This is a genomic window from Skermanella stibiiresistens SB22 (genome assembly GCF_000576635.1).
GTDB lineage: Bacteria > Pseudomonadota > Alphaproteobacteria > Azospirillales > Azospirillaceae > Skermanella > Skermanella stibiiresistens.
The window spans coordinates 162437-175835 of the sequence record NZ_AVFL01000009.1; the positions used below are offsets into that span (position 1 = coordinate 162437).

14 protein-coding genes are annotated in these 13399 nt (G+C 67.3%); 1 reads left to right on the forward strand and 13 read right to left on the reverse strand.

Annotated features, from left to right (window positions below):
* Window positions 1–2 precede the first annotated feature (2 nt).
* Entirely contained in the window at window positions 3–1025 is a 1023-nt protein-coding gene (locus N825_RS14325) for an SIS domain-containing protein (protein ID WP_051512359.1), read from the forward strand.
* 24 nt (window positions 1026–1049) lie between these two features.
* Here N825_RS14325 and N825_RS14330 read toward each other — a convergent pair whose 3' ends face one another.
* From N825_RS14330 to N825_RS14390, 13 genes are all read right to left on the reverse strand, one after another.
* Window positions 1050–2207, reverse strand: coding sequence for an ROK family transcriptional regulator (locus N825_RS14330; RefSeq protein ID WP_037452838.1), 1158 nt, complete (start codon window positions 2205–2207; stop codon window positions 1050–1052).
* A gap of 376 nt (window positions 2208–2583) precedes the next feature.
* Complete coding sequence (locus tag N825_RS14335) at window positions 2584–3669, reverse strand: HEAT repeat domain-containing protein (RefSeq protein WP_037452842.1); 1086 nt, start codon at window positions 3667–3669, stop codon at window positions 2584–2586.
* 47 nt (window positions 3670–3716) lie between these two features.
* Window positions 3717–5954: an SF1B family DNA helicase RecD2 gene (gene recD2, locus N825_RS14340; RefSeq protein WP_425423734.1), complete on the reverse strand. Its 2238-nt coding sequence runs from the start codon at window positions 5952–5954 to the stop codon at window positions 3717–3719.
* Window positions 5955–5969: 15 nt separating this feature from the next.
* The gene (locus N825_RS14345; RefSeq protein ID WP_037452845.1) at window positions 5970–6326 is read right to left on the reverse strand and encodes a hypothetical protein; all 357 of its coding nucleotides are present in this window, start codon (window positions 6324–6326) and stop codon (window positions 5970–5972) included.
* A 122-nt stretch (window positions 6327–6448) separates the two neighbouring features.
* Complete coding sequence (locus tag N825_RS14350) at window positions 6449–6754, reverse strand: hypothetical protein (RefSeq protein ID WP_037453116.1); 306 nt, start codon at window positions 6752–6754, stop codon at window positions 6449–6451.
* A gap of 20 nt (window positions 6755–6774) precedes the next feature.
* Window positions 6775–7140: a hypothetical protein gene (locus tag N825_RS40350; protein ID WP_245613113.1), complete on the reverse strand. Its 366-nt coding sequence runs from the start codon at window positions 7138–7140 to the stop codon at window positions 6775–6777.
* 100 nt (window positions 7141–7240) lie between these two features.
* Entirely contained in the window at window positions 7241–7642 is a 402-nt protein-coding gene (ssb, locus tag N825_RS14360) for a single-stranded DNA-binding protein (protein ID WP_051512360.1), read from the reverse strand.
* Window positions 7643–7677: 35 nt separating this feature from the next.
* On the reverse strand, window positions 7678–8406 hold the full coding sequence (locus N825_RS14365) for a hypothetical protein (RefSeq protein WP_245613114.1): 729 nt from the start codon (window positions 8404–8406) through the stop codon (window positions 7678–7680).
* 40 nt (window positions 8407–8446) lie between these two features.
* On the reverse strand, window positions 8447–9361 hold the full coding sequence (locus N825_RS14370; RefSeq protein WP_037452848.1) for a YqaJ viral recombinase family protein: 915 nt from the start codon (window positions 9359–9361) through the stop codon (window positions 8447–8449).
* Window positions 9362–9556: 195 nt separating this feature from the next.
* Window positions 9557–10207, reverse strand: a complete 651-nt coding sequence (locus N825_RS14375) for a helix-turn-helix domain-containing protein (protein ID WP_037452851.1) — start codon at window positions 10205–10207, stop codon at window positions 9557–9559.
* Between the two features lie 207 nt (window positions 10208–10414).
* Window positions 10415–11797 carry a methyl-accepting chemotaxis protein gene (locus N825_RS14380; protein ID WP_245613115.1) on the reverse strand — a complete coding sequence of 461 codons (1383 nt, stop codon included), beginning with the start codon at window positions 11795–11797 and terminating at the stop codon, window positions 10415–10417.
* Between the two features lie 125 nt (window positions 11798–11922).
* Window positions 11923–12297, reverse strand: a complete 375-nt coding sequence (locus N825_RS14385) for a hypothetical protein (RefSeq protein ID WP_037452853.1) — start codon at window positions 12295–12297, stop codon at window positions 11923–11925.
* A 66-nt stretch (window positions 12298–12363) separates the two neighbouring features.
* Entirely contained in the window at window positions 12364–13374 is a 1011-nt protein-coding gene (locus N825_RS14390) for a cation diffusion facilitator family transporter (protein ID WP_084164746.1), read from the reverse strand.
* Between the last annotated feature and the right edge of the window lie 25 nt (window positions 13375–13399).

Below are 13399 nucleotides of genomic sequence, written 5' to 3' on the forward strand. Positions count from 1 at the left end.
CGATGACTGACAAGATACCCTACCGCGACGGCGTGGCCCTTCAACCAAAGTCGCTGGACACCAGCCGGGGCATCGTCACCGCCGCCTTGGACAAGGCCGACCTGAAGGCGTTCAAGCCGGGCGCCACCATCGCGGTGGCCGGCATCGGCGCCAGCCTCTACGCGGCGCAGGCGGCCACGGCCCAGATGCGGCTCCAGGGTCTCCGCGCGATGGCCTTCCCCGGCACCGAGCTTTACGATCCCCGGATCGACGTGGCCGACGTGTATGTGGCCCTGTCCGCCTCGGGCCGGAGCGTCGAGCCGGCCAAAGCCATGGAAGCGCGGCCGAACGCCGTGACCTTCGGCATCGCCAAGGCGGCGGACACTCCCCTCGCCAAGGTCGTCAAGACCATGATCGGCACCGGCAGCGGCGCCGACAGTGGGCCCAATACCACCAGCTATGTCGGCTCGCTCCAAGCACTGGGATTGTTGGCCGATCGGATCGGGACGCCGTCGGGGGCCGATTGGACGGCGCTTCCGGGCAAGGTCGAGGAGGTTCTGGCCTTGGTGGTGGAACCGGTCCGGCGGGCGGCCGACCTGCTCACGGGGCGGACGTCGATCGATTGCGTCGGCGCCGGCCTGGCGTTCGGCACGGCGGGCTACGCGGCCTTGCTGATCCGCGAGGCGGTGCGGGCTCCCGCGCAGAACTGGGACACGCTGAACTTCCTGCACGGCCCGATGGAGCCGAACGACGGCGGCACCAGCGTGCTGCTGTTCGGCGACGGACGCGAGGTGCCGCTGGCGCGCGATCTGGCGGGCTTCGGCATTCCCACCGTGCTGGTGACCTCGCGGACCGACCTGAAGGACGCCGCCAACCTGGTGGTGATCACCGTTCCGGCGCTGGGCACGGGCTTGCCCGACGCCATCCTCCAGGCGCTGCCGGCGCAGTTGCTGACCGCCGACATGTCGGAAGCCGTCGGGCTGCCGGTCTGCGAGTTCCGCTATCGGCAGACCGACACCAAGCTGGCGGTGCCGGCGGCCGCGTGATCGCTGGCGGTTGACGGCTGGCGGCTACTCGCCGGTCAGGATGAAGGCGGGGTGGCGTTCCTCGCCCAGCAGGGCGCCCAGGCTGAAATCGACCGCCAGCCTGACGGCGCCTTGCACCGTGCCGCGGACACTGAACTCGCTCACCCGGATTTCGGTCGGCCACGCCAACTCGGCGACGGTCCGGCCAACCTGATCCAGCATCAGCGGGTTCTGGCCGACGCCTCCCCCCAACACGATCAAGCCGGGATCGAGCATCCCGACGCAAGCCGCGGCCAGCCGGCCGATGTCGGTGGCGTGGCGGGTGACGCAAGCCATGGCGTGGGGGGAGGTCGCGGCCCGCGCGAACAACTCCTCCGCCGACGCCGGGGGTGCCCCCTCCCCCGCCGGCCACTCGCGGACGCAGCGGGATATCAGTTGGGCGGAACCCAGATAGGTCTCCAGCCCCTCGAATTCCGGGTTGGTGGTGGCGGACCACGGAAATGGCAGCCGGCCGATCTCGCCGGCCCCGCCATTGGCGCCGCGGAACAGGCGCCCATTGATGATGATCCCAAGCCCAATGCGAACACCGACCTGAAGGAAGGCGAAGGTCTCCCGGCCCTGGGCGGCGCCGTGGTGCAGTTCGGCCAGGGCGGCGCAGTTGACGTTGTTCTCCAGCAGGATCGGCACCTGGAACCGCTCGCGCAGGCCGGCGACCAAGTCGGTGATCCTGTGGAGACGCGACAGGCCCATGTGGGAGGCCGAGACGATCGTCGGCACCGCCACCGCGATGGCCCGCAGCGGTCCAGGCCGGCCGTCCAACTTTTCCATCAGGCGGTCGGCGACGGAGTTGACACCCTCCACTGGATCGGCCGGCGACTTCAGGTCGTGGTGGATCTCGGCGATCCGCGCGCCGTCCAGCGACGAGGCGACGGCGTGGACGTGGGTGGTGCCGGCGTCGATCCCGATGGCGTGGCCCGCCTCCGGCCCCAGCCCATAGATCACCGCCGTCCTGCCGGTGGCACCCCGCGCGATGCCGTGCGACGCCACCAGCCCATAGGCCTCGAGTTCGTTGACCGCCGCCGACATGGTCGGCTTGGAGAACGCCAGGGTTTGGCTGAGCTGGGGCCGGGTAACGGGACCGGACGCCGCCAGGGTGCGAAGCACGGCGCGGGCGCTGACGGTGAGCGGAAGACTTGGTTTCAAGGATCGGGGCTCGATATCCGTGGGAAGTTCCGAGGGTGGGATAATAGGACCCGCGCGAGGCTGGCGACAGGGCGCTTCAACGGTGTGTCGCGCGATGGGTGGATGGCGTCAGGCTTGCTCGGGTTCAGGGTCGGAGTCAGGTGCATTCGGGCATTGATCCAAAGTATTCTTGCCCAGTGGAGAACAGAGTTTATGCTGTGATCGTGGATATCGCATCGCGGTATTCATTATTACCCCCGGCGATGGCCGGGAATGTGTCTTGACGCGACGTCTCCCAGACGTGAAGCCTCCCTGTTTGACTCGCCGGGTCTCCTTGACCCGGCGGTCTTTTTTTTTGAGACTATTGCCTGACTATTGTTGCGTTTTTATTTACATCTCACCAGTCGGGCGAGGTGTCGAAGGCGCGCAGGGCCGCTTCCGCCGCCTCGCGCACCGTCGTGTCCGCGTCCTCGGTCATGGCGCCCAGCGCCGCCGCGATACGGCCGAGCTTGGAACCGGACTTGGCGTTTTCCTTGGGATCCTCCTCCCGGTCGGCCAGGGCCTCGATCACGGCGAGGCGGACGGTGGGGCGGCCATCGCGCGACAGGCGGATCAGCTGGGGGACGACGGTCGCCTGCTCCATGGCGCCAAGGGCCCTGACGATCGCGCAACGGCCCTCCTCGTCACACCGGTCCGCCGCTCGGGCCAGCTTGACCGGCGTGTCGTCGTCGGCGACGGCGGCCAGCGCGCGGGCGACTCGGGGGATGTCGATCGGAGTGGCGCGGTCGAGCAGTTCCTCGAGCGGCTCGCGGGCGGCGGCGTGGCCCAGCTCACCCAGCGCCAAGCGGGCGGACTTCGAGACGCCGCGGTCGGGGTCGTTCAGAAGCGGAGTGATAGCCTCGATATCGTCGCGGCGCTGGAGCGCCGCCGCGAGGGCGCAGGCGGATTGACGCACGCGTGGGTCCAGGTGGCGGAGGCCGGGGCGGATCAACTCGGCCGCCGGCCGGCAGCCGATTGCCGCGAAACAGTCCAGCGCCGCCGCCGTGGCGGCCGGGCTGAACAGGCCCCTGCCGATCAGGTCGATCAGGGGAACGGCCGCCGATGCCGGACCGATGCGGCCGAGCGCCTCCAGTGCGGCCACGACCTCGGGCGCGGGCTGTTGGCTGTCGAAACCGGCGAAGCGGCGGCAGGTCCGGATCAGCAGCGGGACGGCCAGGGGCTCGTGGCGCTCCGCCAGTTCCGCGATGGTGGCGATCAGCGGCGGGTCGTCCGGCGGCTCGGCGTAGAGGTGCAGGCTGAGCGCGTCGATCAGGTGATCGGTCGGCCACTCGCCGATCGGGCGCGCGGGTGTGGTTTCCACCGCCGGAGAGGGCGGCGGATCGGCGGGAACCGCGGTCTCCAGCCTGGGCGCGAAGAGGTCGGGCTGGTCGGTGGCGCCGCGCTTCTTGGACCGCCCGGCCCTGGGATTGGAATTGCGTTTCACGGAGTCCGGGATAGGAGCCGGACAGGCGGGGTATTGTCAATGATGGGCTATGCCGCGCCGGACAGCCAATCCCGCAGCTTGGACCAGCGTCGGCGGGTGTGCTGGCCCTTGATGGCGATGGCCAGGGCCTTGCGCTGGCCGACTATGACGACCAATCGCTTGCCGCGGGTGATGCCGGTATAGACCAGATTGCGCTGGAGCATGGTGTAGTGCTGGGTCGTCAGGGGCAGGACGACGGCGGGATATTCCGAGCCCTGTGACTTGTGGATCGTCGTGGCGTAGGCGAGCACGACCTGATCCAGCTCGCCGGCGTCATAGGCGACCTCCCGGCCGTCGAACTCGATCAGCAGGCTGTTGTCGTCGGGGTCGATGCGCCGGACCACGCCGAGGTCGCCGTTGTAGACCTCCTTGTCATAGTCGTTCTCGACCTGCATCACCTTGTCGCCCTCGCGGAAGGTCCAGCCGAACCGCTCGATCCGGGGCTCGTCGTCGCGGGCGGGATTGAGCACCTTCTGAAGCTCGATGTTGAGCGAGCGGGCGCCCAGCCCTCCCCGGTTCATCGGGCAGAGCACCTGGATGTCACGGACCGGGTCCAGGCCGAACCGGCGCGGGATGCGGTCGCGGACCATGTGGATCAGCTTGCGGACGCCGTCCTCGGGGTCGGCGGCCTCGACGAAGTAGAAGTCGGTCAGATCCTCGCCGGAATATGGCTCGGGCATCAGGCCGTTGTTGATCCGGTGGGCGTTGACGATGATGCGGCTCTCGGCGGCCTGCCGGAACACCTCGGTCAGCCGGACGGCCGGCACCGCGCCGGAATTGATCACGTCGGCCAGCACCTGCCCCGGCCCGACTGAGGGAAGCTGGTCGACGTCGCCGACCAGCAGCACGGCCGCCTTGTCCGGGACGGCGCGCAGCAGCGCGTTCATCAGCGGCACGTCGACCATCGAGGTCTCGTCGACCACCAGCAGGTCGCAGTCGAGCGGCTGCGTCTCGGAGCGCTTGAAGCCGCCATTGGCGGGATCGGTTTCCAGCAGGCGATGGATGGTGCGGGCCTCCAGGCCGGTGCTCTCCGACAGGCGCTTGGCCGCCCGGCCAGTCGGGGCCGCCAGGGCCAGCTCCAGGTTCTTGACCGCCAGGATCTTGAGGATCGAATTGACCAGCGTCGTCTTGCCGACGCCGGGACCGCCGGTGACGACCAGCAGCTTGGACGAGATCGCCAGCCTGACGGCGGCGCGTTGGCTGTCCGCCAGGGTCAGGCCGGTTTTCCCCTCGACCCAGGGGATCGCCACCTCGGGGTCGATCGCCCCCCACGGTGGGCGGCCGGCCGCCAGATCGATCAGGCGGCCGGCGATGCCCCGCTCGGACCGGTGGAGGCCGGAGAGGAACACGGCGGGGCCACCGTCCAGGGTGTCGGCGGTGACGGTGCCGTCGGCGGTCTCCAGCGCCACCGCGTCCTCGATCAGCGGGCGCGGGATCTCCAGCAGCTTTTCGGCGAGAGCCAGCAAGTCCCCGCGCGGCAAGCCGCAATGGCCCTCGTCCATCGCCTCGGCCAGGGCATAGGCGATGCCGGCGCGGGCGCGGACCATGGCGGTCTTCTCGATGCCCAGCTTGGCGGCGATGGCGTCGGCGGTGATGAATCCGATGCCCCGGATGTCGCGGGCCAGCCGGTAGGGGTTCTCCGAGATCAGCTGGATCGCGTCCGGCCCGTAGGTCTTGAAGATGCGGACTGCGCGCGAGGTCCCGACACCATGCGAGTGCAGGAACAGCATGATCTCCCGGATCACCTTCTGGTCGGCCCATCCGGCGATGATGCGGTTGGCGCGGACAGGGCCGATGCCGGTGACCTCGCGCAGCCGTTCGGCCTCCCGTTCGATCACGTCGAAGACGTCGACGCCAAAGGCCTTGATCAGCTTCTTGGCGTAGACCGGGCCGATGCCGCGGATCATGCCGGAGCCGAGATACTTCTCGATCCCCTCCGCCGTGGTCGGCATGGTCGTGCGCAGGAAGCCGGCCTTGAACTGGAGACCATGGGTGCGGTCGTTGTGCCAGGCGCCGGAGGCCTGCATGAACTCCCCGGCGGAGATCGTGGCGGCGTGGCCGACGACGGTGATCAGGTCGCGGTGGCCGCGCGCCTTCACGCGGAGGACGCAAAAGCCGTTCTCCGCGTTGTGGAAGGTCACCCGCTCGACCAGACCGGCGAGAACCTCCCGGTCGGGCGCCGAGGGTGCTGGGGTCGGGCTCCTCTCGGGAGGTGCCATCCTGTCCTGGACCGCCGTCATCGCCATGGTTGGATGCCCAGCCTAACCCGAAACCGCGTCGGCGTGTTGACGGGAGTTCGCCTTGCGGCGGGGTTTTGGAGCCTGTGACCGGGGAGCGGGTGGCTGGACGGGTTCCTCCTCCGTGATGGGCAAGGGCTGCCGGGCGCCGTAGCGGTCCAGGATCTCGCGCACCGCCTTCTCGTGGCGGCGTTCCAGGTCCTTGCGGGAGAGGGCCAGCAGGTTGCGGGCTTTCTTCACCTGGATCAGGGTGCGGGCCTCCGCCGCGGCGGCGTCATCCTCGAAGACCAGCCAAAGCCTCAGGCGCCCCTTGGTCAGGCTCAAGGCGTGTTCGACGCGCGCGGTCACGGTATCGGACGGACGGTTTTTCGGTGTGGCCATGTCGGTGGTTCAATCTCTCGGACAGGGGATCATGAGCGGGCTCGCGGTCCATACCCTCGATCATGCCATATGATGTTCATGTTTTGTTCCATAAACAACGGGAGATGGGGAGGAGATGGCGGTCATTCGGCCGCCACCTGATAACGCTCCTCATGCGGTGGGATGACGCCCAGGGTCATTCCGACTTCCTCGTTGGTCATCGGCCGGGGGTACGCCTGGACATAGCGGTCCAGGGCGGCGACGCAGTCGGCCACGGTGCCGACGCCGACCGATTTGCAGTCCTCGAAGGCGTGGGGTGTCGGGCGGAACCAGTGCGTGACGTAGCACCCGGCGTTGGACTGCTGCCCGATGGTGAAGGCGAAGCGGCCTTCGAAACCGATCCGGGCATGGGCGTCGCGCAGGCGGGCTTGCAGGTCCTCGATCGTCATTGCGGACTTCCTCTTCATGATCACGCCGCCTCGTCCATGCTGCCGTCGATCCGGTGGCGCGCCCAGTCGGCGTCGGTCCACAAGGCTTCGGAGACGGCGCGCAGATGGCGGGCCATCGCTGGCTTGGTATCCGGCCGGACCAGCCGGTCGAGGTGGCAGGCGAGACCCTTGGCCTCGGCGTGGACCCAGCGGGCGAAACGCCGGTCCCGTTCGGCCGGGGAGCGGTACCAGCGCGGCATCTGGTCGAAGGTGCTCTCCAACTCGTCCTCCCAGGCGGTGCGGGTCAGCAACCCGCTGGGGGAGCGGAACAGCTCGCTGGCCGGCTGGTCGGCGGCGGTGGTCTTTTCGGTAACTTCAAAACTGGTGGATTTGGCCATCATCGTCATGGCGAAGGGGTCCTCCGGTGAGGCTTCCCCTGATGGGGAGCTGCGTTCACGCAGTCATACTAAGATGGTGTCGCGGACGAAAATTGCGATATCGCAGCCATCAAAATGGCAGCTCATCGAAGGCGAATCTGTTGTCGAACACCGGCTGGTTCACCGCCGCGAAATCGTCCCGCTCCTTGGCGCCGGAGAGGATCTGGAAGCGGCTGGTGAAGCGGTCGAGCACGACCTCGGTGGAGTGGTTCTCGCGGCCATCCTTGCCGTTCCAACGGCGGGTGCGGACCTGGCCCTCCAAGGCCACCAGGGTGCCCTTGCGGGCGCGCTTGGCGACCACGTCCACCAGTTTCTCGTCCCACACGACGACGCGGTGCCACTCGGCCCGCTCCTCGCCCTTGGCGACCTCGCTGGTGGCGAGGCTGAAGCTCGCCATGCGATTGCCGCCGGCCGTGCTGGTGATCTCGGGATCGCGGCCCAGGCGGCCGACGGCGATGAAGCGCTGGTACATGGGTGGGCCTCCTCCGGGGACCGGGAGAGACGGCGTCAGGCCGCCTGCCGGTCACTCTCCTCTCGTTTCAGGATCTCGTTCTTCTTCTGGGAAAAGCAGGTGATCAGGCGGTTCTGCGCGGCCTTGTCGACCGTGCCGATCTCGCGGATGCGGGCGTTGACGCCGCTCCGCCACAGGTCGTCCAGGCCATCGAGGTCCTGGATGGCGGCCAGCTTCTCCCTGACCTCCTCCTCGAACCGCTCGATCCCGGCGGGTTGCAGGTCGGGGTTGGCCTTGACGGTGTAGAAGGTCTCCAACTCCTCGCGGTACTTGCTGTCGTCGAACTGGCCCAGGTAGATGTCGGCGGCCAAGCCGATCTGGAGCATGCATTTGCCGATGGCGTCGGTCATCGACATCTTGAAGCACTCGTCGTCCGGCCGCTCGGTGCCGTCGCGGCTGCGGCGAACCATCTCGGTGCCGCCCCATTGCGGTCCGGTGAAGTGCTTCTCGCCGGTCTCCCGGTCGATGTACCAGACGCGGCAGCAGATGAAGACCATGCGCTCGGCGATGGTCCACTCCAGCTGCTCATAGCCCCAGCCCTTGCCGACCGGGCCGAACACCTCGGTCATCATCTGGAGCCGCCACGCCGGGTCGATCTGGGTTCCCCGGAAGCCGCCGGCGCGCTGGAAAGGCTTGGTCGCCTTGGGGTCCGTGCGCTTCAGGGCGTTCCAGAATTCCAGATTGTCACGCGGCTGGACGTTCGCCGGGGCTTCTGGGGTCGTCATGGTCTCCCTCGCTCTGGGCATGGATGAAAGCCTCCAATGATCAATCGTTGGAATTGGCGTCGAACTGTTTGAAGTCGGGCTCCGGCATCCAGGTCTCCGCCTTCGCCCTGTGCTTGAGCGGCAGGTCGCCGACGCGGAGCGACAGCTTGCCGTCGCGCGAGCGGCTGAGCACGATGCCGCGGGTGTCGGAGTTCGAGACGGGCGGGACATAGGCGACCCGGGCCCGCTCCGGCATCAGGGACTTCAGCTCCGCCTCGGCGGCGCGGTAGGCCCGGAAACCCTCTTGATTGTCGATCAGGATGTCGCCGACCGTGACGAACCTGTTGTGCATCGACATGTCGAGCACACCCATGTCGTCGAAGTCGGGCGCCTCGACCGCCATCGGATCGGCCGGTTCGAGGTCGTTCTCGACATGCCACCAAAACGCCTGGATCGTCTCCAGCAGCAGCGCGGCGTTAGCCGCGTCACGCTCCACCATCAGGCTGGAATATCCCGACGGACGCAGGACGGAGAGGACGCAGCGGGTTAGGCCCGACACCATCATCTGGTGCTGGAGTTGCCAATAGTACCGCTCGGCAAGATCCTCGTCGCTCTTGAAGCCGGAATGGAACTTGGCTTCCAGGATGGTGTCGGGGGGAGCCGACGGATCCTCCGGCGGCGCTCCCCAGGTCAGGAAATCCAGGTTGGCGACGATGTGGTCGTGATCGGGATGGACATGGGTGCGGTGGTCGGCGGGATAGGCGCCGATCCCGGTCCGGTGGGTGTGGAAACGGGCGTGGAGGTGCTCGGTCGCGATGCCGATCTGGACGGCGGGCACGAAGTCCAGGTGCCGCGGTTCCACCCTGCCCGTCTTCTCGCGCCACAGCTCGACCCAATGGCCGGCCATGACGCGGACGGCGTCGCTGGAGCCTAGGCGGCGAGCCCGGAATTCCCTCTGATCCTTGGACAAAGCCATCGGCGTTTCCCGACCGGATTTCCCGGCTCCCAGTTTCCCGAGCCACTGCATGTTCGCATCTAAGTGACTCTTATATGGGCAGAACTTCGCCGATGTTAACTGCGAAATCGCACTTATCCAAGAACAAAATGAGAACTCTGTGGATAAGTTTCAGCGGGCGCCGGGGAGCGCCGTCAGGAACGCGGAGATGGCCGTTCAGGTCGTCAGTTCAGCGCGGAGAGGGCGAACCACGAGGATGGCGACGCCCACCATTCCGACGCCGTCGATCACCATGGGACAGCATTGGGGATCGGTGCTGATGGGGACGAGTTGGGGATGGTAGTAGCGGTAGGCGCAGAGCGAGGTGCCGTCGACGGTGATGACCATGTCACCCTTGCGGGGCGGCACGTGGTCGACCGGCTCGATCACGATCTGGTCCTGCGGCAGCAGCCCGCCGGCGTTCATATGGAGCGAGTTGATTTGCAGGGCGAAGGCGCGGGGCGATGTCCTCTGGTCCATCAGGACACAGCGGGAGCCCCGCCGGAGCAAACCCGCGAGGTAGTCCTCCACCTCCGGGTGGGACAGTTTCATCACCCGCAGGATCTGTTCGTGGCTGAGCACGGGAACGCGGCAGGCGGTGTCGGTCGGGCGGTCGTCTGACAGGAAGCGCGGTTCCGATCCGGCGGCGAAAGCGAGGCGGCCGATCGTCTCGGCGCTGGGCAGGCTGGCGGTCTCGGGATCCTTGAGGAAGCGGGTCAGGTTGGTGGCGGTGACATCAGCCCGTTTGGCCCAGGCGGCGGCCGTCCACTCGCGCTCGTCCATGACGGTCCGAAGCCAGCGGTGGAGCGACTCCCTGATCTGCTGCATTGGCCAAATCCCTTAACTGCGAAAAACCGGCGGCACCTTGGCGGCGTCCATGCAAGTTCGCAAGATAACGGTGCCTCAATGCAAGAATTCAGTGAATATTTCTGCGTTTTCGCATGTCGGCACGCTCATCCTAGGACCGATAACAGCTATAATGGGAAAGTTACCCCATGAACAGACCTTTTTCCGGCCAGACGCCGCCGAATCACCTCAGACGGTGTAGGCGAGGCGCAGGCCGCCCCAGTGGCGGCCCATGACGGTGATGGGTGCCGAGACGTCCTTCATCAGGCGATACTGGCCGCCGCCCATGTCGCGGCGGTAGGTTTGCAGCAGGAACGGACGCGTGTTGCGGCCGGCCGCCAAGCCGACGCGGTCGTCGAAGATGCGGCGATTGCGGCCGTTCGCCGTGTTCCAGGCGACATCCGGGCCGTGCGGCTTCGAGAACTTGACGTTGTGCGTCGGCAGGTAGCCATTGCGGTCGATCGCCACGCAGAAGACCATGCGGGGTTCGGTCCTCAGCATCTCCTCCTGGATGGCCGGCAGGACCGCGTCGGTGAAGTCGGTGAACCGGGCGCGGAACTGCTGGGGATTGGTGCCGGCGATCGGCTTGTAGGCCTCGTCGAACAGGGCGTCCAGGGTCACCCGCTTGGCCCGCACCGCGTCCTCGAATTGGGCGGAGATCCGGGCGGCCGCGTCGCGGGCATGGCGGATGAAGGGGGTGTCGACCGTCTCGACGTCCAGTTCGGCGGTGATGCCGATCAGGCGTTCGCTGATGCCCAGCAGGTTGACCACCCGGTCCCGGGCGGAGTTGAGGTCGCTGCTGGAGAGTTCGACGTCGCCGGCCATGTCGGCGATGCGCTCCTCGAAACCCAGCGAGGTTTCGGCGATGGCGGTGGCGGCCTCGTCGATCCGGGTGGTCTCGCGGTCGACCTCGACCATGGCGTTGCCGACGACGGTGATCATGGAGCCAAGCGCCGTGGTGCCGGCGCCGACCGCCTTGGCCGTCCGCATGCTCTCGGCGCTTTCGGTCAACAGGAGGCGGGCCTGCTCGTTGAGGAAGCGCAGGGTGGCGTCGATGTCGGCGGTGGCCTCACCCGTCTTGTTGGCGAGCGCCTTGACCTCGCCCGCGACGACCGCGAAGCCGCGGCCGGCTTCGCCAGCCCGCGCCGCCTCGATCGTCGCGTTGAGCGCCAGCAGGTTGGTCTGCTTGGCGATGGCGTTGATCTCCTGGGCGACCTTGCCGATCCGGTTGAGCGCCTCGCGCAGCCCGCCGAGCTGGCGCTCCATGCCGGTGACCCCCTCGACCAGCGCGCCGATGTCGTTGAGCGACTCGCGGAGGCGGGTCCGTGACCCCTCGACCTCGGTCAAGGCGCCTTGCGCCACCGAACGGGCGGATTTGGCGGCTGTCTGGATGCGGGCTGTGCTGCTGGACATGCCGGCGGCCGCCTCGCGCAGGCCCACGAAGACCATGGCCTTCTTGGCCATGCGGGAGCTGACATCCTCCACGCTGCCCGCGACGTCGGCGATTTCGATCCCCAGGGTGCCCGCCTCTTGCGCTACGGCTCCGATCAGAAACGACTTTTCGTTCATCATGGTATCCATGGGCCGGCTGATCCGTGTTCTTGATTGTTTTAGGCCGGATTCTCTCCGCACCAAAATCTTCAGCCTTCTTCGTTAAACGATCCTTAACTGGCGAAGGGATCGTCATCGTCCCGTCGCTATTGTTTCTCCAGGATCCGCCAGCCGGAGCCATCGCGGGCGAGCTTGAGGCGCGCTTTGGCCGCACGCTGGTTCAGGATGCGGGCGCCGTTGACCTCGACCAGCAGGTCGAACTGGACGGAGGCGACGTGGATGCCCTTGCTGTCGCTGACCGCCCCCAGCGTCCTCAGGTTCACGATCCGGATGGCGTCGGGCACGATCTCGCCGCCGAGGTTCCTGTGCCGCTCCCCAGCACTGGCCTTGGCCATCGCGAGTTCCTGGTTGACCGAGGTCTCAAGCAGCGCGCCGATCGTCTCGTCACTGGGGGCGTCGTCGAAGCAGCCCGTGAGGAGCAGCGGCAGGAGCAGGAGGAAAGCGGCCAGTCTTCTCAGCATCCTGCCGCTCCCATCGACGCGGTGTTGACGCGTCGATGATGGCGGCATCGCGGTTAAGAAATCACATCATCCACCAATGTCCGAACCCACATGATCCTGGCCGCGCCTGATCCTGCCGGCCTCCGCGATGCGGGTGTCCAAACGCTCGTCGGTCAGGCCGTAGGGCTCCTGGTGGACCAGCACCTCGGAGAGCGGGAACGCCGCCATCAGCTGGCGCTCCACCTCGTCCGTGATGTCGTGGGCCTGGGCCAGCGTCAGATCGCTGTCCAATTCCAGATGAAGTTCGATGAACAGCATGTTGCCGGCGTTGCGGGTGCGCAGGTCGTGCATGTCGCGCGTGGCCGGGTGATCCATCACGATCTCGCGGATGCGCTTGCGGTCGGCGTGCGGGATCTCCCGGTCCATCAGCGCCGCCAGCGAACCGTTGGCGATGCGGATCGCGCCGATGATCAGGAAGGCCGCGATGCCGAGGGCGAAGATCGGGTCGAGGATCGCGATGCCGGTCATCCCCGTCACCACCAGCGCCGTGATCACCGCCAGGTTCATGAACAGGTCGCCGCTGTAGTGCAGGCTGTCGGCCCCGATCGCCATGGACCCGGTGCGCCGGATCACCTGGCGCTGGAACGTCACCAGTCCCAGCGTCAGGACGATCGACAGGATCATGACCGCGATGCCGGCCGTGCTTTCCTGGACCGGCTGGGGATTGATCAGGCGGTTGATCGCCTCGTAGCTGAGGAACACGGCGGAGCCGACCACGAAAGCCGCCTGGGCGAGGGCGGCCAGCGGCTCCGCCTTGCCATGGCCGTAGCGGTGCGAGCGGTCGGGTGGCCGCAAGGCGACGCGGACGCCGAGCAGCGTGACGATCGACGCCAGCAGGTCGGACGAACTGTCGATCAGCGATGACAGGATGCTGACCGATTCCGTGTAGAGATAGGCGCCGAGCTTGGCGACGATCAGGATGACCGCGACCGAGACGCTGGCGTAGGTCGCGGTCTGGCGCAGCCTCGCGTCGTCCGCGGCCGACGAGCCGCCTCTCCCACCACCATTGCCGCCACCATTGCCAACAGGCTGGGCCATGGCCTTGTCCTCCCCCTTGCGCGCG

Excerpts from the sequence above, each read along its gene's own strand:
- N825_RS14325 (WP_051512359.1), top strand. The coding sequence starts at position 3 with ATGACTGACAAGATACCCTACCGCGACGGCGTGGCCCTTCAACCAAAG.
- recD2 (WP_425423734.1), bottom strand. The coding sequence starts at position 5,954 with ATGGCGATGACGGCGGTCCAGGACAGGATGGCACCTCCCGAGAGGAGC.
- N825_RS14345 (WP_037452845.1), bottom strand. The coding sequence starts at position 6,326 with ATGGCCACACCGAAAAACCGTCCGTCCGATACCGTGACCGCGCGCGTC.
- N825_RS14350 (WP_037453116.1), bottom strand. The coding sequence starts at position 6,754 with ATGACGATCGAGGACCTGCAAGCCCGCCTGCGCGACGCCCATGCCCGG.
- N825_RS40350 (WP_245613113.1), bottom strand. The coding sequence starts at position 7,140 with ATGACGATGATGGCCAAATCCACCAGTTTTGAAGTTACCGAAAAGACC.
- ssb (WP_051512360.1), bottom strand. The coding sequence starts at position 7,642 with ATGTACCAGCGCTTCATCGCCGTCGGCCGCCTGGGCCGCGATCCCGAG.
- N825_RS14365 (WP_245613114.1), bottom strand. The coding sequence starts at position 8,406 with ATGACGACCCCAGAAGCCCCGGCGAACGTCCAGCCGCGTGACAATCTG.
- N825_RS14370 (WP_037452848.1), bottom strand. The coding sequence starts at position 9,361 with ATGGCTTTGTCCAAGGATCAGAGGGAATTCCGGGCTCGCCGCCTAGGC.
- N825_RS14375 (WP_037452851.1), bottom strand. The coding sequence starts at position 10,207 with ATGCAGCAGATCAGGGAGTCGCTCCACCGCTGGCTTCGGACCGTCATG.
- N825_RS14380 (WP_245613115.1), bottom strand. The coding sequence starts at position 11,797 with ATGATGAACGAAAAGTCGTTTCTGATCGGAGCCGTAGCGCAAGAGGCG.
- N825_RS14385 (WP_037452853.1), bottom strand. The coding sequence starts at position 12,297 with ATGCTGAGAAGACTGGCCGCTTTCCTCCTGCTCCTGCCGCTGCTCCTC.
- N825_RS14390 (WP_084164746.1), bottom strand. The coding sequence starts at position 13,374 with ATGGCCCAGCCTGTTGGCAATGGTGGCGGCAATGGTGGTGGGAGAGGC.